The organism is Myxococcales bacterium (assembly GCA_016712525.1).
Taxonomy (GTDB): domain Bacteria; phylum Myxococcota_A; class Polyangia; order Polyangiales; family Polyangiaceae; genus JAAFHV01.
Genome location: JADJQX010000007.1, coordinates 1,669,566 through 1,687,985, shown reverse-complemented (window position 1 = coordinate 1,687,985; position 18,420 = coordinate 1,669,566). Strand labels below are relative to the sequence as shown.

14 protein-coding genes are annotated in these 18,420 nt (G+C 69.6%); 11 read left to right on the top strand and 3 right to left on the bottom strand.

Translation table 11 applies throughout. The annotated features are described in order from the left end of the window. The first annotated feature begins 177 nt into the window (after positions 1-177). The 6 genes from IPK71_24265 to IPK71_24240 all read left to right on the top strand — a co-directional run bounded on the left by IPK71_24265 (position 178) and on the right by IPK71_24240 (position 10,499). Positions 178-2,223, top strand: a complete 2,046-nt coding sequence (locus tag IPK71_24265; GenBank protein ID MBK8216852.1) for a hypothetical protein — start codon at positions 178-180, stop codon at positions 2,221-2,223. Positions 2,224-2,287: 64 nt separating this feature from the next. Next, positions 2,288-3,337: a MoxR family ATPase gene (locus IPK71_24260; GenBank protein MBK8216851.1), complete on the top strand. Its 1,050-nt coding sequence runs from the start codon at positions 2,288-2,290 to the stop codon at positions 3,335-3,337. A gap of 127 nt (positions 3,338-3,464) precedes the next feature. Continuing rightward, positions 3,465-4,262 carry a DUF58 domain-containing protein gene (locus tag IPK71_24255; GenBank protein ID MBK8216850.1) on the top strand — a complete coding sequence of 266 codons (798 nt, stop codon included), beginning with the start codon at positions 3,465-3,467 and terminating at the stop codon, positions 4,260-4,262. Then, positions 4,259-6,184 (top strand): VWA domain-containing protein, encoded by a 1,926-nt coding sequence (locus tag IPK71_24250; protein ID MBK8216849.1) that lies wholly within the window; start codon positions 4,259-4,261, stop codon positions 6,182-6,184. The genes IPK71_24255 and IPK71_24250 overlap by 4 nt, the downstream gene beginning before the upstream one ends. Beyond that, positions 6,181-9,000, top strand: coding sequence for a VWA domain-containing protein (locus IPK71_24245; GenBank protein MBK8216848.1), 2,820 nt, complete (start codon positions 6,181-6,183; stop codon positions 8,998-9,000). Before IPK71_24250 ends, IPK71_24245 begins: the two co-directional genes overlap by 4 nt. 158 nt (positions 9,001-9,158) lie before the next feature. Further along, positions 9,159-10,499, top strand: coding sequence for a glutamate--cysteine ligase (locus IPK71_24240; GenBank protein ID MBK8216847.1), 1,341 nt, complete (start codon positions 9,159-9,161; stop codon positions 10,497-10,499). A gap of 33 nt (positions 10,500-10,532) precedes the next feature. Here IPK71_24240 and IPK71_24235 read toward each other — a convergent pair whose 3' ends face one another. The 3 genes from IPK71_24235 to IPK71_24225 form a co-directional block, all read right to left on the bottom strand. Next, positions 10,533-11,147, bottom strand: coding sequence for a phosphoribosylanthranilate isomerase (locus IPK71_24235; GenBank protein ID MBK8216846.1), 615 nt, complete (start codon positions 11,145-11,147; stop codon positions 10,533-10,535). Next, complete coding sequence (locus IPK71_24230) at positions 11,144-11,548, bottom strand: response regulator (protein MBK8216845.1); 405 nt, start codon at positions 11,546-11,548, stop codon at positions 11,144-11,146. Before IPK71_24230 ends, IPK71_24235 begins: the two co-directional genes overlap by 4 nt. 85 nt (positions 11,549-11,633) lie before the next feature. Further along, positions 11,634-12,698 (bottom strand): type 2 isopentenyl-diphosphate Delta-isomerase, encoded by a 1,065-nt coding sequence (locus IPK71_24225; protein MBK8216844.1) that lies wholly within the window; start codon positions 12,696-12,698, stop codon positions 11,634-11,636. A gap of 372 nt (positions 12,699-13,070) precedes the next feature. On the opposite strand from IPK71_24225, the gene IPK71_24220 reads away from it, so the two are divergent. The 5 genes from IPK71_24220 to IPK71_24200 are packed head-to-tail and all read left to right on the top strand — an operon-like array spanning position 13,071 to position 18,376. Next, complete coding sequence (locus IPK71_24220) at positions 13,071-14,156, top strand: polyprenyl synthetase family protein (protein ID MBK8216843.1); 1,086 nt, start codon at positions 13,071-13,073, stop codon at positions 14,154-14,156. After that, positions 14,153-15,142, top strand: coding sequence for a mevalonate kinase (gene mvk / locus IPK71_24215; protein MBK8216842.1), 990 nt, complete (start codon positions 14,153-14,155; stop codon positions 15,140-15,142). Before IPK71_24220 ends, mvk begins: the two co-directional genes overlap by 4 nt. Then, positions 15,139-16,101, top strand: coding sequence for a diphosphomevalonate decarboxylase (gene mvaD, locus IPK71_24210; protein MBK8216841.1), 963 nt, complete (start codon positions 15,139-15,141; stop codon positions 16,099-16,101). Before mvk ends, mvaD begins: the two co-directional genes overlap by 4 nt. Then, a complete protein-coding gene (locus IPK71_24205) occupies positions 16,098-17,069 on the top strand; it encodes a hypothetical protein (GenBank protein MBK8216840.1) in 972 nt (323 codons plus the stop codon). The genes mvaD and IPK71_24205 overlap by 4 nt, the downstream gene beginning before the upstream one ends. Beyond that, positions 17,066-18,376, top strand: a complete 1,311-nt coding sequence (locus IPK71_24200) for a hydroxymethylglutaryl-CoA reductase, degradative (GenBank protein MBK8216839.1) — start codon at positions 17,066-17,068, stop codon at positions 18,374-18,376. The genes IPK71_24205 and IPK71_24200 overlap by 4 nt, the downstream gene beginning before the upstream one ends. The last annotated feature ends 44 nt before the right edge of the window (positions 18,377-18,420 follow it).

Sequence of the window (18,420 nt, the reverse complement as noted above, 5' to 3'; positions counted from 1 at the left end):
TAGCCTTTCCTCGACCCGAAAGGATCGCATGCGCTTAGCCCCGAAGAAACCCGATCGAGCGTGGCCCAAGGCGGAACTTTCTCGCGCATCGAACGTCGGAGCCTCGGGTGTCACGAACGCGAGCCCACGGGCGACGTCCCCGTGTCGCACGATCGCGCCCTCGCTCGGAGCCCGCGGATGACGAACCCCGAAAAATCTCTCCTCTCGCTGCGCGCCCCGGTCGCCCGCGCCGAGCGTCGCATGCGGCTCGGTCGTGCCCTCGCGTCGTTCGTGACCACGCTCGCCGTAGCGCTCGGCGCCGCCATCGTCGCCCTCGCCCTTCGCAAAGCCGGGGTGCTCCCCGAGAAGGCGACGCGGATCGCGCTCGGCCTGCTCGCCGCTTCGCCGTTCGTCGTGGCCCTCGTGTTCGCCCTGCGCAAGCTCCCGCCTCGCGCGGGGGCGGTCGCGCTCGACAAACACCACGCCCTCTCGGATCGCATCGCGAGCGCGCTCTCGTTCGCCGAGCTGCCCGCCGCCGAGCGCACCGCCTTCATGGACGCGGCGATCGACGACGCGCTCGACCACGCGGCCAAGGTCGAGCCCGCGCGCGCCGTGCCCATTCCCTTCCCGCACGAGGCCTACGTCGCCTCGGGGCTCGCGGTCTTGCTCGTCCTCGTGGCGCTCTTCGAGGTCCGAAAGCACGAGCCGGCGCGCCTCGCCGAGACGATCGACGCCGTCGACGTGACGGCCGACGACATCGACGCGATGAAGGAGTTCCTGAAGGACCTCCAGGCGAAGCAGCAGACCGACGAGGCCAAGGCCGCGACCCAAGAGTTCAACCAGCTCATCGAGGACCTCGCCGCCAAGCGCCTCGATCGCACCGAGGCGTTCCGTCGAATGGAGGCCCTAGAGAACAAGCTCCTCGAGGGCTCCGAGGCCGACAAGAAGGCCCTCGAGGCCGCGCTCCAGAAGATCGGCGAAGAGATGAAGAAGGCGGAGCTCACGAAGCCCGCTGGAGAGGCGCTCGAGCAGAAGAACCTCGTCGACGCCGAAAAAGCCCTGAAGGACCTCGCGAAGAAGCTCCGGGAGCAAGGCGGCAAGGTCGACAAAGCCCAGCTCGAGAAGATGCGCGAGGCGCTGAAGGCCGCCTCTCAAGACCAGAAAAAGCGCGCCGAGTCGCTGCAGCAGCGCCGCGACGAGCTCGAAAAATCGCTCCTCCAGCAGAAGCAGAAGATGGGGGACGCGGGGGCGAACGAGCAGGAAAAATCCCTCCTCCAGAAGAAGGAGCGCGAGCTCGAGCGCCTCGATCGCGAGAAGGAGCAGCAGACGGCGCAGCAGCGGCAGCTCGACAGGCTCGATCGTGAGCTCCAGCAGGCCGCCGAGGACCTCATGAAGGACCTCAACTTGTCGGCGAACGATCTCGACAGCGCCGCCGAGGACATCAACCGGATGGCCCGCGAGCAGATGAGCCAGCAGGAGAAAGAGCAGCTCAAACAGAAGCTCGAGGAGCTCCGCCAAATGCTCCGTCAGCAGGGGCAGGGTGGCCAAGGCCAGATGCAGCGCCTCCGCGTCTTCCAGCAGCGCGCGCAAGGCCAAGGGCAACCTGGCCAAGGAGGCCAGCAAGGCCAAGGTCAGCAAGGTCAGGGGCAGCAAGGCCAAGGTCAGCAGGGCCAGGGCGGTCAACAAGGCCAAGGCGGGCAGCAGGGGCAAGGCCAGCAAGGCCAAGGTGGTCAGCAAGGCCAGGGCGGTCAGCAAGGCCAGGGTGGCCAACAAGGCCAAGGTGGCCAAGGCCAGGGCGGTCAGGGCGGTCAAGGTGGGGAGACTTGGATCCTCGGGCCGAACGGCGAGAAGCTCCTGCTCCTCACCAAGAGTCAGGGCGGGCAGGGCCAGGGCGGCCAAGGCCAGGGCCAGGGCGGCCAGGGTGGTCAGGGCGGCCAACAGGGGCAGGGCTGGGGCACGGGCTCCGGCGGCCCCGTCCAAGGCGCGGCCACGAACCCCAAGGTCGGCACGCAAGACACGCAGGTCGCGGGGCAAGACACGGGGCAGGGCGGGAGCCGCAGCGAGGTGATCTTGGGCGCGGCCGAGCGTGGCTTCGCGTCGCGCGGCTACAAAAACGTGTACCGCGAGTACAACACCGTGGCCGAAGAGGCCCTCGAGAAAGACGAGATCCCTGGGGGCTACCGCTTCTACGTGCGGCGATACTTCCAGCTCATTCGCCCGCGCGAGGCGCAAGACAAGCCGTGAACGAGGCCCACGCTGGCGAGACGACCGGGCGCAGGGTGAAGACAAGACACGTCAGGAGAGTGCGATGAGCGACACCGAGAACGCGGGCGAAGTCAAGGCTGAGGTTGCCAGGTTTCGCAAAGATATCGATGACTTGCGTGCCGAGATCGGGAAGACGATCATCGGCAACAAAGAGGTCGTCGACGGCGTGCTCACCTGCCTCCTCGCGGGAGGGCACGCGCTCCTCGAGGGTGTGCCCGGGCTCGGTAAGACCATGCTCGTTCGCGCGCTCTCCGAGGTCATGAGCCTCTCGTTCTCGCGCGTGCAGTTCACCCCCGATCTCATGCCCGCCGACATCCTCGGCACCACCGTCATCGACGAGACGCAGGGCGGCGGGAAGGTGTTCGAGTTCCGCAAGGGCCCGGTCTTCGCGAACATCCTCCTCGCGGACGAGATCAACCGCGCGACGCCCAAGACGCAGTCTGCGCTCCTCGAGGCGATGGCCGAGCATCGTGTATCCGTCGGTCGGCAGACCCACGTGCTCGAGCAGCCGTTCGTGGTGCTCGCGACGCAGAACCCGCTCGAGATGGAGGGGACGTACCCGCTCCCCGAGGCCCAGCTCGACCGCTTCCTCTTCAAGCTCCACGTCCCGTTCCCCGATCGCGACGAGCTCCACGGCATCTTGGATCTCACGACGGGCACCGGCAGCGAGAAGGGGAAGCCCGTCATCGATCGACCGCGCATCCTCGAGATGCAGAACCTCGTCCGGCGTGTGCCCGTCGCGCGCCACGTGCAGGACTACGCCATCCGTGTGATCCAAGCCACGCACCCCGGCGGCCCCGACGTGCCCGATCTCGGCAAGCGCTTCGTGCGCTTCGGGGCCTCGCCGCGCGGCGCGCAGTCGCTCTTGCTCGCGGCCAAGATCCGCGCGCTCTTCGAGGGCCGGTTCGCGGCCAGCAACGACGACGTGCGCGCCCAGGCGCTCCCGGCGCTCCGCCACCGCGTGCTCTTGAACTTCGAGGGCGAGGCGGAGGGCATCAAGACCGACGAGGTCATCGCGGCGATCCTGAAGAGCGTCCCCGAGACGAAGGCCGGCCTCCGCGACAAGAACGGGGAGCAGCTTGGGGCTTCTTGACCGCGTCTTCGGCCGAAAAGAGTCGAGCGCCGCCCGCGGCAAGGGCGACGACGAGCTCTTCGACGACGAGTTCCAGCGCAAGCTCGACTACCTCGCGCTCGTGAGCCGCAAGGTGTTCGCGGGCCGCATGCGCGCCGAGCGACGCACGAAGAAGAGCGGCTCGGGCGTCGAGTTCGCCGACCACCGCGACTACCAACCCGGCGACGACTTTCGCTACCTCGACTGGAACGTCTACCAAAAGTTCGGCAGGCTCCTCGTCCGCCTCTACGAAGAAGAAGAAGACCTCGCGATCTACTTCATCGTCGACCAGAGCCGCAGCATGGCCTTCGGGGACGGCGAGAAGCTCCGCTACGCGAAGCGCGTGGCCGCCGCGCTCGCGTACGTGGGCCTCGCGAACCTCGATCGGGTGAGCATCGTCGCCACCGCCGACAACGTGACCGAGCGTATGCAAGAGACGCGCGGAAAGGCACGTATCTTCAAGGTTTTTCGCTTCTTGACCGAGCTCCGCGCCGAGGGCACGACGGACCTCGGCGACGCCATGAAGACCTTCGTCGCGCAGAACAAGCGCCGCGGGCTCGCCGTGCTCATCAGCGACCTCTACGATCCGTCGGGCTTCGAGCGCGGCATCAACGTGCTCCGGTACAACAAGTTCGATCCCTTCGTCGTCCACGTGACCGACCCGTCCGAGGCCAAGCCGAAGCTCGCCGGCGACGTGCTGCTCTACGACTGCGAGACCGGGGACGAGCGCGAGGTCACCGTGACGGCCGCCGTGCTCCAGCGCTTCGAGAAGGTCTACGGCGAGTACCTCCACGAGATCGAGCGGTTCTGCTCCACGCGTCAGGTGCCGTACATCCGCGCCGAGGTGAGCGTGCCGTTCGACGAGCTCGTGCTCCGCGTCTTCCGTAGGGGAGGGTTCCTCCGGTGATCTTCGCAGGTCTGCCGCTCGCGCAGTGGCTCGGCATCCTCGGGGGCGCCGCGGCGTTCGCGACGGCGCTCTACATCTTGAAGCTCCGGCGTCGCGCCGTGGCCGTGCCGTTCTCGAAGCTGTGGGAGCGCATCCTCCGCGACAAAGAGGCGACGAGCCTCTTCTCGAAGCTGAAGCGGCTCTTGTCCTTGCTCCTCCAGATCGCGCTGCTCGCGCTCCTGGCGGTGTCGCTCGGTGACCCGCGCGCGGCGGCCACGCTGATCAAGGGGCGGAGCCTCGTCGTGCTGGTCGACGCGAGCGCCTCCATGAAAGCGACGGACGTCTCCCCGAACCGCCTCGGCGTCGCGAAGGACGAGGTCAAGAAGCTCATTCGAGGGCTCGGCGGCTCCGACCGCATGCTCATCGCCCAGATGGACGCCTCCATCACGCCCACCGGGCCCATGAGCGGGGACACGTCCGACCTCGAGCGCGACCTCGACGCCATCCGCGCGACCGACGCTCGCGCCGACTTTCCCCGCGCCCTCCGCTTCGCGACCGATGCCCTGCGCGGCGTCGAGAACGGCGAGATCGTCGTCGTGTCCGACGGCTCGCTCGGGCCCGCCCAAGACTCGACCGGCCCCGTACGGCTCGGCGACGTGAAGCTCTCGTACATCCCCGTCGGCAAGGGCTCGCGGAACGTGGCCGTCACGGCGTTCTCGGTGCGCAGGTACCCGCTCGACAAGAGCCGCTACGAGGTGATGCTCGAGGTGACGAACACCGGCCCCGAGCCCGAAGAGATCGAGATGAAGCTCTTCGGCGACGGGCAGCTCGTCGACATCACGAAGCTGCGGCTCAAGCCGGGCGAGCGTTTGCCGAGGTTCTATCCGAACCTGTCGGGGGCGAGCCGCACCCTCGAGGCGCGCATCGCGCCGATCGGACAATCGAAGGACGAGCTCCCCGCCGACGACCGCGCGTACGCGCTCCTGCCCGAGCGGCGAAGGGCGAAAATCCTCGTGGTTACGGGGGGTAACACGTACCTCGAGGCCGCGCTCCTGCTCGACGAGTACCTCGACGTCACGCTGATGAGCCCGAAGGACTACCTCACCAAGGGGGACGGGGCGAAGGCCGAGGTCATCGTGTTCGACGGCGTCACGCCCATGTCGCCGCCGCGCGCGAACGCGATCTACCTCGACCCGCGAGGGCCGGGATCTCCGGTCAAGGTCGACGCCGAGATCAAGAGCCCGGGCTTCGACAAAATCGAGCGAAAGCACCCGATCGTTCGGTGGACGGCCCTCGACGACGTGAACATCGCGCGCGGCCACAAGCTCGTCCCCGAGCCGAGCGACAAGGTCATCGGCGCGAGCGACCAGGGCCCGATCCTCGTCACGGGCGCGCGCGGAGGCTTCCGCTTCGTGGCGCTCGGGTTCGACGTCCGCGAGAGCGATCTGCCGCTGCGGGTGGCGTGGCCGCTCCTGCTTTTGAACAGCATCAACTTCTTCCTCGAGGAGACGGCCGGATACATCTCGAGCTTCCGCACGGGCGACGTGTTCCGCGTCCCGCTCGTGACCGAGGCGCCGCGCGCCGAGCTGACGCTCCCGTCCGACGACGGCAAGCCCGGGAAGAAGGAGCTCGTCCCCGTGTTCGAGGGCCGCGCCGTGTATCTCGGCCAAAACGCTGGCATTTACGACCTCCTAGCGTCCGACGCGAAGCCCGGGGCCGACGGGGCCGCGGCCGGCAAAACGGCCTTCGCCGCGAACTTGCTCGACCGTGAGGAGAGTACGCTCACCGCGGTGCCCGAGCTCGTCGTCGACGGGAAGAAGGCCACGGCGGTCGAGGGCTTCACCGTCGGCGTGAGGCGCGAGATCTGGATCTACCTGCTCATCGCCGCCGTGATCCTCACGGCCATCGAGTGGGCCACGTACCACCGCAGGGTGACCGTATGAGCGCCCGCTCCGACAAGCTCAAGAAGGCCGCGTGGGCGGGCTTCGTCCTCTCGCTCCTCGTCGCGTTGGTCGTCCTGTACGAGCGCTTCGTGCTCTCGCGTGGGCCCACGCTGACGTGGTCGCGGGCCGGCGTCGACTACGAGCTGCTCTCGCCGAAGATGCTCGGGCTCGCCCTCCTCGCGCCCTACTTCATGTGGGTCGTGGGGAAGAGCCTCGCGGATCTGCCGATGGTGCAGCGCGTGCTCTCGGTGCTGCTCCGCGTCGCGTTCGTCGCGCTCCTGGCGCTCGGCCTCTCGCGGCTCGCGCGCACGGCGACGACCCAGAAGATCTGCACGGTCTACCTCGTGGACGTCTCCGAGTCGGTCCCCGACGCGGCCCTCGAGGACGCGCGCGCCGAGATAGACAAGGGCATCAAGGCGAAGGGCAAAGACGACCTCGTGCGCGTCGTCACCTTCGCGAAGCGCCCTCGCGTCGTCCCGCTCGACGAAGCCACGCCCTCCGCCCCGAAGATCGAACGCCACGAGGCCGCGGCCACGGGCGATCCGAAGAAGGACAAGGACCGCAAAGGCCTCGGCGCGGCCAGCGATCTCGCGAGCGCCCTCCAGCTCGCGTACGGCCTCTACCCGGCAGGCATGCTCCGTCGCGCCGTGCTCTTGTCGGACGGCGTCCAGACCGACGGGGACGTGCTCGCCGAGGCGAACCGGGCCCACGACTTCGGCGTGAAGCTCTATACGATCCCGTATAGTCGTCCGGTCCCGGGCGAAGTGGCCCTCCGCGAGCTGCGCGTACCCGACAAGGTGCGCGTCGGCGAGCCGTTCAACCTCCACGCGGCCATCTTCTCGAGCCGCGCGCAGAAGGTGAAGGCGGTGCTCAAGCAGGGCGAGGCGATCAACGGCCTCGACGGCGTGCGCACGGTAGACCTCCTTCAAGGCGAGAACGACGTCACGTTCAAGAGCGTGGTGCGCGTCGCCGGCGAGGTCACCTACCAGCTCGAGCTGTCGGAGATGGCCGAGGACCGGTTCAAGGAGAACAACGGGGTCTCGGTCGCGGTCGCCGTGCCTGGTCGCCCCTCGGTCCTCTACGTCGAGGGGAACCCCTCGCGCGCGAGCTACCTCTCGAGCGCCCTCTCGGCGCAAGAGCTCGACGTCGAGGTGCGCGGTCCACGTGAGATGCCCTCGAGCATCCGCGAGCTCGAGCGCTTCGACTTCGTCATCCTGTCGGACGCTCCGGCCGAGGCCGTGAGCATGACCCAACAAGACGCCATCGAGAGCTACGTCCGCGACCTCGGCGGAGGTTTCCTCTTCGCCGGCGGCGAGAGCGGGTACGGCCTCGGCGGCTGGTACCACACGACGATCGAGCGGGTCTTGCCGGTGCGCATGGACGCCGAGAAGCGCCGCGACGAGCCCCAGGTCGCCATGTCGCTCGTCATCGATCGCTCCGGCTCGATGAGCGGCATGCCGCTCGAGATGGCGAAGGCGGCCGCGAAGGCTACGGCGGACACGCTCTCGGGCGACGACCTCATCGAGGTCATCGCGTTCGACTCGTCTCCCACCCGCGTCGTGCGCATGACACCCGCCAAGCACCGCGCGCGTATCCAGGGCGACATCGCCCGGATCCAGCCCGGCGGCGGCACCGAGATCTTCAGCGCGCTCGACGCCGCGTACCAGTCGCTCAGCGTGACGCGCGCGCGGAAAAAGCACGTCATTCTCCTCACGGACGGACAGGCCCCGCAGAACGGCATTCGTGATCTCGTGCAGGCCATGGCGGCCGAGGGCATGACGGTCACGAGCATCGGGCTCGGCTCGGGGGTCGACGAAGGCCTCTTGCGGATGATCTCCGACCTCGGAGGAGGCCGCTTCTACAAGGTCCTCGACGCCCAGCAGCTCCCCCGTGTGTTTACGCGCGAGACCGAGATGGTCTCGCGATCCGCGGCCGTCGAAGAGTACTTCCAGCCGAAGGTCGTCACCTCGGCCGACTTCATGCGCGGCATCGACCTCGGCTCGGCCCCGTTCCTCCACGGCTACGTGGCGACCAAGATGAAGCCCCCGCCCGCGCAGGAGCTGCTCCAGTCCGAGGTGGGAGAGCCCATCTTGGCCCGCTGGCACGCCGGCCTCGGGTGGGCGCTCGCGTGGACGAGCGACGTGAAGAACCTCTGGGCCGTGGAGTGGCTCAAGTGGCCCGGCTACGGCCAGTTCTGGGGTCAGCTCGTTCGCGAGCACATGCGCCAGAAGAAGCGCCAACAGCTCGACATGAAGGCGGAGATCGACCCGGCGACCGGGCACGTGCGCGCCCACATCGACGCCATCGGCGGCGACGATCGCTTCCAGAACGGGCTCGACGCGAAGCTCACCGTGGTGGGGCCTCAGCCTTCGGGCGAGAAAAAGACCCTCCCGATGAAACAGACGGCCCCTGGGCGCTACGAATCGGATTTCCCGATCGAGCGTTTCGGCTCGTTCCTCTTGCACGCGTCGCTCGAGCGCGACGTCGAGGACGGGAAGGGCGGAGTCAAGTCGGTGCAGGTCGCCGAGAGCTTCGGCCACGTCACGAACCCCTACCCGCGTGAGTATCTCGCCCTCGCGCCGGACACGGTCACGCTTCGTCGCGCGGCCGAGGTCACGGGCGGAGCGCTCTCGCCCGAGCCCAAGGTGGTGTTCGACCCGGCCGGCGAGACGATCCGCTACCACCAAGATCTCTGGCCTCGCTTCATCGTGGCGGCGATCGTGGTCTACCTGCTCGACCTGCTCGTGCGTCGTGTCCGCTTCTTCGACCGCAAGGTCACGGCGCGCGCGCCCATCCCGAAGAGCGCGCGCACCTGACGGCGGGCAAGAGGCGGTCCTAGCTCGGCCTTACATGCTCTCCTTACGCGCCCGAAACCGGATGCGAGCGTGTGGCCCTTCTGATAAGGAAGTGTCTCGCGCAGGTCCGCGCGACGTGATGGAGAACGACCTTGGCCGACGCGACCGACGACCGCCCGATCACCAGCGCTTCCGATCTGCTCGAGCCGTTCGTCGCGGCGGAGAAGCCGAAGAGCGCGTTCCTCTGCGGGGCCGAGGCCGAAAAGCCGGGTGTTTTCGATGACTTGAGCACGGTGCCGTACGACGGGCCGCGCGGCGGTGTCGCGTCCATCCTTCACGATCTCGCGTCCAAAGGGTGGCACGAGGAGCGCGAGTACGAGGGCGGCCCGCTCCTCGCCCTCACGAAAGACGGCGCCTCGATCACGCTCGAGCCCGGCAGCCAGCTCGAGCTGTCCGGCGCCCCGCTCCCGTCGGCGCACGCCATCGCTCACGAGCTCCGCGCGCACCTCGCCGACATCGCTCCCGTGTCCGAGAAGCTCGGCATCACGTGGCTCGGGCTCGGGTTCCAGCCGTTCGCAAAGCGTGCAGACTACACCTTCGTCCCGAAGCTCCGGTATGGCGTCATGCGGGAGTACCTCCCGAAGCGGGGGGGCCACGCCCTCGACATGATGTTGCGCACGTCGACGGTCCAAGCCAACTACGACTACGCGTCGGAAGAGGACGCGATGCGGAAGCTCCGGGTCGGCCTCGCGCTCGCGCCCGTCACCGCCGCGATGTTCGCGAACAGCCCCTTCTACGAGGGCGCGCCCTTCGGGGGAAAGAGCTTCCGCGCGAAGGTGTGGCTCGACGTCGATCCCGATCGGAGCGGCCTCGTGCCGAACGTCTGGAAAGAGGGCGCCGGCTACCGCGACTACGTCGAGTGGGCGCTCGACGTGCCCATGTTCATGTTCAAGCGGGACGGCAAGCGCATCGAGAACACGGGGCAGACCTTCCGGTCGTTCATGACCGACGGGTTCGAGGGCCACAAGGCCACCATGGGCGACTACACGACCCACTTGAACACGCTCTTCCCCGAGGTGCGCCTCAAGCGGACGCTCGAGATCCGCTCGGCCGACGCGCAGTCGGAGCTCATGTCGCCGGCCCTCGCGGCGCTCTACATCGGCCTCTACTACGACGAGACCGCGCTCGCCGCGGCGTGGGACTTGGTGCGCGATCACACCCTCGAGGAGGCGACCCGTGTCCGCGCCGACGTCTGGCGGCTCGGCCTCGACGCGCCGTTCCGTGGAGGCACGTTGCGCCGCTTGGCCGAGGACGTGGTCGCGATCGCCAAAGGCGGCCTCTCGCGGCGTGCGGTCGTCGTCGGAGGCGTGGACGAGACCGCCGTGCTCCGCCCGCTCGAGGAGCTCGTCTCCCGGGGCGAGTCCCCGGCCGACGTCCTGCTCGCGGGGCTTCCGGAGGGCGACGAGGCGCGTCGTCGCGAGATCGTGCGTCGCACCGCCTTCTCGCTGCGCGGCGCGTGACGCTTTCGTTCGTGGCGGTTCGAGGCCGCCCGCTCAGGCCCGCGTCGCGCGGACGAACGCAGCGATTTTGTCGGCGTCTTTGACTCCAGGAGAGCGCTCGACGCCGCTCGCGACGTCCACGCAATAGGGGGACACACGGACGATGGCCTCGTGGACGTTCTCGGCGGTGAGCCCTCCAGCCAGCGTGAGCTTCCTCGACCGCGCGAGGCCCGCGACGAGCGAGAGGTCGACGCGCTGGCCCGTGCCCCCGAGCATGCCTTCGACCTTCGCGTCGACGAGCAGGTACTCGCCAGGGTAGCTCGCGGCCCGCTCGACGTCGTCCAACGTCCCGATACGAAAGGCTTTGTACGCGTGTGGGAGGAGCGCCGACACGACCTCCTTCGGCTCGTCACCGTGGAGCTGCAGGCACCCGAGCGGGACCGCGTCCCGAAGCCCGCGCGCCTCGTCGGCCGAGAGGTCGCGCACCACACCGACCACGAGCGCACGATCGCCGACGTGGGCCGCGATCGCCCGCGCCACCTCGAAGGAGACGCACCGCGGGCTCTCGGGGATGAAGTTCAGCCCGATCGACGCGACCCCGAGCGACAGGCACACGTCGGCGTCCTCGACGCGCGTGATTCCGCAGACCTTGACGTACGGCGCGCTCACGGAGCTTCGGGAGGCGCGTGGGGGCGGAGGCCGAGGAGGCGCTCGGCGAGGGCGATCACGGCCGGGGCTTGGATCGGCTTCACGACGTAGGCGTTGGCCCCGAGATCGAGGGCGCGCTTGCGATCGGCCTCGGCGCCTTCGGTCGTGATGATCACGATCGGGACGTCCTTGTGGGTCGCGTCCGAGCGGATGCGATGCACGAGCTTGAGCCCGTCCATGATGGGCATGTTCACGTCCGTGAGGACGAGGTCGAAGCGCAAGGTGGCGAGCTTTCGCAGAGCGTCGACGCCATCGACGGCTTCGACGATCTGGAGCCCTCGCACGCGCGAGAGCGCAAAAATGAGGAGCTGCCGCATCATCGGAGAGTCTTCGACGACAAGGCAGCGCAAGGGGTCGCTCATCGGGCGCGCGAAATAATCGACAAGTTTTCGCGAAGATACAAGCCCCGTGGCGCATCGCGCCGCGCTTCCCGTTCGTGCCTCTTCGTCACGTGTCGGCCGACTCGGCCCAGGTTCGCAGCTCTCCGGTCAGCACACGTCGCGCGCGTCGGAGGTCGCCGAGCGTGCGGCTCCCGGTGAGCAGCATCACGGCGCGTAGCTCTCGTTCGATGCCCTCGAGGGCGGAGATCGCCCCGGCGCGACCGCCCTCCCGGAGGGCGACGAGCACCGGGCGCGCGATCCCGGCGGCCGTCGCCCCGAGCGCCACGGCCTTGGCCACGTCCATCCCCGTCTTGACTCCGCCGGTCGCGATCACGGTCTCGAAACCGAGCGGTGCGACCTCGAGCACGCTCGCTGCCGTCGGGATGCCCCAATCCCAGAGCGCGTCTCCGAGCTTCCTCGACGGCTCGTCGTTGGCCGAGGCTGCGCGTTTGGTCTCGACGGCCACCCACGACGTACCCCCCGCGCCCGACACGTCGACATGCCTCACCCCCGACGCGCGGAGGCGACGCCCGAGGCCGCGTGAGATGCCCGACCCCGTCTCTTTGGCGATGACGGGGAAGGGGAGCGCTTGCACGAGCGCACGGAGGGTCGCGGCGCCGTCGCGGAAATCGCGGTCGCCGTCGGGTTGCACGAGCTCCATGGCAGGGTTCATGTGCACGCAGAGCGCGTCGGCGCCGACGTCGGCCACGAGCTTTTCGAGCGCTTCGGGGCCCGCCTCGCGGGCCTGCACGATGCCCACGTTCCCGAGGAGGAGCACGTTCTTGGCGACGTCCCGGACGGCGAACGACCCGCGCGTCTCGGGCCGCTTCATCATGGCGCGCTGGCTCCCGAGGCCGAAGCCGTAGCCGCGCTCCTCGGCGATCGAGGACAGCTCGCGGTTGATGCGCCCGGCCTCGTCGGTCCCCCCGGTCATGGCGGCGATCACGATGGGCGCCGAGAGCCTCTTTCCGAACAACGTGAGGCTCGGATCGACCTCGTCGACGTGGAGGTCGGGCATGCCGTCGTGGACGAGGCGGACCTGCTCGAACAGCGTGGTCTTCGCGCGAAAGCCGACGTCCTCGGTCGCGCAGAGCTCGATGTGGTCCTGTTTCCTCCGTCCGATGTCGCTCATGAGGTCGTGCCTTAGCAGTGTGCGGGGGGGTTCTCCCACCCACTGTCCGCGGCGTGGGGAGGTTCGATGCGTCCCGTTCGATGCCGTCCGGGGGCCGCGGGCGCGGGGCCCGTCTCGCCGCACCGCGTCTCGGGTTCAGCCCCGAAGGTCGCTTCGTATCCTCTCAAATTTTCAAAATATTTTGAAGGTGCCCGAAATCGTTGAACAAACGTCTTCCCCATGGCGATTGACACGCCGACCGCTCGCCCCTAGTTTCCGGCCGAGGTCATGGGGCAATCGACCGCCTACGAAAAGCAGCGTGGCTCACACGGGGGAACCGTGACTGGATGCGAAGGTACGACCCGTCTCGTTTTGGGACATCGAAAGGGCCCGATGGGACCTGACAGCCGCACGAACCCCCGCTCCGCCTACGCCGCTTATGCCTCTGCCGTTCGTCCACGCGTCGAGAGCGCGGTCGCCGAATCCCTCGGAGCCGGTCTTGCGCGCGAGCGGTCCCTCGGCACCGACGTGGCGGCCGTGGCCGACGCCCTCCACTCCCTCGGGACGCGCGGCGGAAAGCGGATGCGCGCCGTGCTCGTCGCCCTCGGGTACGACGGAGTCGGAGGAGAGCGGGGCCTCGATGCCGTCCTCGGCGCGGCGCTGGCGATGGAGCTCGTGCAGGTCTACCTGCTCGCCCACGACGACTGGATGGACGGCGACCTCGTTCGGCGTGGCGGGCCGAGCGTCCACAAGATGCTCCAGGACGCCTTCGGCTCCGCGACCCTCGGGGACGTGACCGGCATCCTCGCGGGGGACTTCGCGAGCGCCCTCGCGCAAGAGGCGTTCTTCACGGTCGACGTGCCGGCCGAGCACAAGCTCCGCGCGGCTCGCCGCTTCGCGCACATGCAGCACGAGGTCGTGCTCGGCCAAATCATGGACGTTTGTGCCGATCGCCGCCCGCTCGAGGCCCTCGTGCTCGCGGACGTCGAGGCCATGCACGCGAAAAAGACCGGGGCCTACACGGTCGGAGGGCCGCTCGCGGTGGGGGCCCTGCTCGGGGGCGCCGACGACGCCCGAGAACGCGCGATCGATGCCTTCGCCACGCCGTTGGGGGTGGCCTTTCAGCTCCGCGACGACGTGCTCGGGACCTTCGGAGACACGGCGACCACGGGCAAGCCCCGCTTCGGGGATCTCCGTCAGGGCAAGCGGACCTCGCTCGTCGCCGCGTTCGTTTCGGCTCGCGGGGCGAAGGGCGTCGAGGCGCTCCGCCCGGTCCTCGGAAATGCCTCGGCGTCCGACGCGGCCTGCGAGGCCCTGGCGAGCGAGATGCACGAGAGCGGCGCTCGGGCGCGGATCGAGGCGCGCGTCTCGGAGCTGCTCTCGGAGGCCCGCGCGCGCCTCGACGCCCTTTCCTTCACGCCTTCTGCCGCGCTCGTGCTCGAGGGAGCGATCGACGCGCTCGGGGAGCGTTCGTCGTGAGGTCGGCCGAAGCACGAAGCAGCGCCGGCACCGCGTGCGGGAAGGTCATCTTGCTCGGCGAGCACGCCGTCGTGCACGGCGTCCCTGCCATCGCCGTGGGCATCGACCGCGGCGCGAAGGCGCGCGCGTTCGCGAAGGGGCAAGGGCCCTCGGAGCTCCACGTCCAGAGCTGGAACGTCGACGTGCGTGAGGGAGACACGACCTCGATGCTCGGGCGGGCGTTCACGGCGATCGTCGAAGCGACCCGGACGCACCTCGAGGGCGAGGGGATCCCCTTCGAGCCGTGCCTCGTCGAGGCCTCGGCCGACCTCCCTCCCGGGGGAGGTCTCGGGTGCTCCGCCGCCACGGGGGTCGCCGTCGCGCGCGCCCTCGATCCCTCCGCGGCCCCGTCGGTCGTGGCCGCGCGTGCCATGGAGTGGGAGCGCGTATTTCACGGAAATCCTTCGGGAATCGACGCTGCGGTGGCCGCTCGAGGGGGCTCCGTGCTCTTCGAGCGGGGGGCGCCGATCGTTCAGCTCCGTGTGCGCTCGGAGCTCACGCTCGTGATCGGGAGCTCGGGCATGGCGTCGAGCACCAAGTCCATGGTCGACCTCGTGGCGAAGAAGCTCTCCACTCAACCCGACGTGACGCGGGGCATCTTCGAGCGTATCCGCGTGCTCGTGCGCGACGCACGCACCGCGATCGAGGCGGGCGACGTCGCGACCTTGGGCCGGCTGCTCGTCGAGAACCAGGCCTGCCTCGCCGAGCTGTCCCTCTCGACCCCGGAGATCGACGCCCTCTGCCGGATCGCGGCGGATCGTGGCGCGCTCGGAGCGAAGCTCACGGGAGCGGGAGGGGGAGGGAGCGTCGTGGCCCTCGTCGACTCGACCGAGGTAGGCGAGCGCGTGCTCGCGGGGTGGCGAGCGGCAGGGTTCGACGGCTTCTCGGCGCGTGTGCGCGCCCCGAGCGACACGCCCACGCGCTGCCGCGAAGAGGTCTCGTTATGAGCGCCGTCACCGTCGTCGCGCACCCCAACATCGCCCTGTCGAAATATTGGGGCAAGCTCGAACGCCCTGGGAATTTCCCTGCCGTACCGAGCCTGTCGGTCACGCTCGAGGGCATGTGCACCCGCACCCGCGTCCGGTTCCATGGCGAGCCCGGGGCCGACGAGGTCCTGCTCGGGGGCGCGCCGATGGTCGCGGGGCTCGAGAAGGTGACGCGGCTCCTCGCCACGGTGCGCGCCGCGTCTCCGGGGCTCGGGCGGGCCATCGTCGAGACGTCGAACGACTTTCCTACGGGCTCGGGGCTCGCGTCGAGCGCGTCGGGGTTCGCTGCGCTGGCGCTCGCGGCCGTGCGCGCCGCCAAGCTCGACTGGGACGTCACCCGCGTGAGCGGTCTCGCTCGTGCGGCGTCCGCGAGCGCGGCACGGAGCCTCTTCGGGGGCTTCGTCGAGCTGCCCCTCGAGGCCGAAGGGGCGCTCCCTTTCGCGCCGGCCTCGACCCTCCCGCTCACGGTCCTCGTGTGCGTGGCGACGGAGTCGGCGAAGAAGGTCGCGTCGACCGACGGAATGGGCAGGACGTCCCGCGAGAGCCCGTACTACCCGGCGTGGCTCGCGCACGCGAAGGTGAGCCACGCGGAGCTCGGCGCGGCCCTCCTTCGCGGGGATTTCACGCGGGTGGGGGAGCTCGCCGAACGGAGCGCCCTCGCGATGCACGCGTCCGCGCTCGCGGCCGGTGTGGTGTACGTGAAGGGGGTCACCCTCGACGCGCTCGAGGCCGTGTGGGCCCTCCGCGCGCGCGGCGTCGAGGCGTACGCCACGATGGACGCGGGCCCCCACGTGAAGGTCCTCGTTCGCCCCACCGACGCCGACCGTGTGCGCGGCTTCATGGCCGAGGTCCCCGGCGTGCTCCGCGTCCTCACGACACACCCCGGTGAGGGCGCGCGCGTGGTCGAGGAGGCCGAATGAGCCGAACCGCGCGTGCACCGGGCAAGGTGGTGCTCACGGGGGCCTACGCCGTGCTCCACGGCGCGCCCGCGCTCGTCGCCGCGGTCTCCCGAGGCGCCGTCGCGAACGGGGCTCGCTCGGCGGCCCCGTCCCGCGAGGTCGAAGCCGCCCTCGGCCCGGGCATGGCACCCTCCGTGGACGTGCACGAGCTCTTCGAGGGGGACCGCAAGCTCGGGCTCGGGGCGAGCGCCGCGGCCCTCGTGGCGACGCTCGGCGTGCTCGCGCTCGAGCGGGGCGAAGATGTCTCTCAACTGTCTGTAAAGAAAGAGATTTTTGACATAGCTCGCGCGGCGCACGCGCGGGCCCAGGGGGGCGGGAGCGGCGTCGACGTGGCCGCGTCCGTGTTCGGCGGAACCCTCGCGTACACCCTGGCCGAAGGCGGCCCTGCGATCGTCCCGGTCGACCTCCCCGGCGTCTCGGTGGTCGTGTACGCCTCGGGGACCTTCGCCCGCACGACCGAGCTCCGTGGTCGGGTCGACGCCTTCGGCGCCCGTTCACCCGGCGTGCACGCGCGCCTCCTCGCGTCCCTCGGTGAGGCCTCGGAGAGGGCCTACGCCGCGTGCCGCGCCGTCGACAGGAGCGCCTTCCTCGAGGCCGCGCGCGCCTTCGCGGAGGTGCTCGGTGAGCTCGGCGAGGCCTCCTCGGCCCCTATCTTCGGCCCGCACGAGACCGCGCTTCGCCGGCTCGCGGGCGACCAAGGCCACGCGTTTTTCCCCTCGGGAGCGGGTGGAGGCGACGTCTCGGTGCTGCTCGCCCCGGAGGGCGTCGACACCGCCGCCTTCGACGCGGAAGCCGACGCCCGCGGTCTCACCCGGCTCGCCGTCTCCATCGACCCTCACGGCGTTCGCGCCGTCTCCCCATCGACCGACTCCCGCATCGACTTTTCGAGCGACCTCCCACGACCTTCGACCGAATGGCCTTCCCCATGAGCAAAACCTCGCAGCTTCCCGGTTTCTACAAGGTCGACGTCGCGGAGCGCCGCGCCCTCGTGTGCGACGCGACGGGCGTCGAGCCGATCGAGATCGAGCGCGCGCTCGACGGGGGAGGCTTGGACGCCGACACGGCCGACAAGTTCGTCGAGAACGTGCTCGGCACCTACGCGCTCCCCTACGGCGTGGCCCTCAACGTTAGGGTCAACGGTCGCGATCGTGTGGTGCCCATGGTCGTCGAGGAGCCGAGCGTCGTCGCCGCGGCCTCGAACGCCTCCAAGATGATCCGCGCGGGCGGGGGCTTCGTGGCCGAGGTGGACGAGCCCCTCATGATAAGCCAGGTCCAAATCTACGACGTGGCCGACCGCGAGCGCGCCAAGGTGCGCATCGAGGCCGAGCGCGAGGACCTGCTCGCCCGTGCCGATCGCGCGGTGCCCGGGCTCGTGGTGCGCGGCGGGGGCGCGCGGGACCTCGAGGTCCGCTTCCTCGGCACCGAAGAAGACCGGATGATCGTCGTGCACGTCCTCGTCGACTGCCGCGACGCCATGGGCGCGAACCTCATCAACAGCGTGGCCGAGGGCATCGCCGACCGCGTCGCCGAGCTCGCCTCCGGTCGTGTAGGTCTGCGGATCCTCTCGAATTTGTGCGATCGCCGCAGGGTCCGCGTCACGTGCCGGGTCCCCGCGCACGTGCTCGCGACCGAGACCATGAACGGCGACGACGTGATCGCGGGGATCGTCAACGCCTCGCGCTTCGCCGAGCTCGATCCGTACCGCGCGGCCACCCACAACAAGGGCATCATGAACGGCATCGACGCCGTGGTGCTCGCGACGGGCAACGACTGGCGCGCCGTCGAGGCGGGAGCGCACGCGTACGCCGCGCGCACCGGCACGTACGGTCCGCTCGCCGTGTGGCGCAAGGTGGGAGACGTGCTCCAAGGCTCGCTCGAGCTCCCGCTGTCCCTCGGGACGGTCGGCGGCACCCTGCGCGTTCACCCGGGCGCGAGGCTCTCGCTTCGGGTCGCCGGGATCGAGTCGGCGCAAGATCTCGCCATGGCGGCTGCGGCCGTAGGCCTCGCCTCCAACCTCGCCGCGCTCAGGGCGCTCGCCACGGACGGCATCCAGCGAGGGCACATGGCGCTCCACGCGCGCGCGGTCGCCGTCGCGGCGGGAGCCACGGGTGACCTCGTCGAGCGCGTCGCGCACATGATCGTCGAGGCGCGCGACATCACGGTCGAGGCCGCACGGCGCGCCCTGTCCGTGGTCGGAAACCAGGCCGACAGCGCCGTATCGCTCGACGACGCCTGAGCCTCTGCCCGCGGAAACGCTCGCCTCGCGGGTCTGTCTCGGGT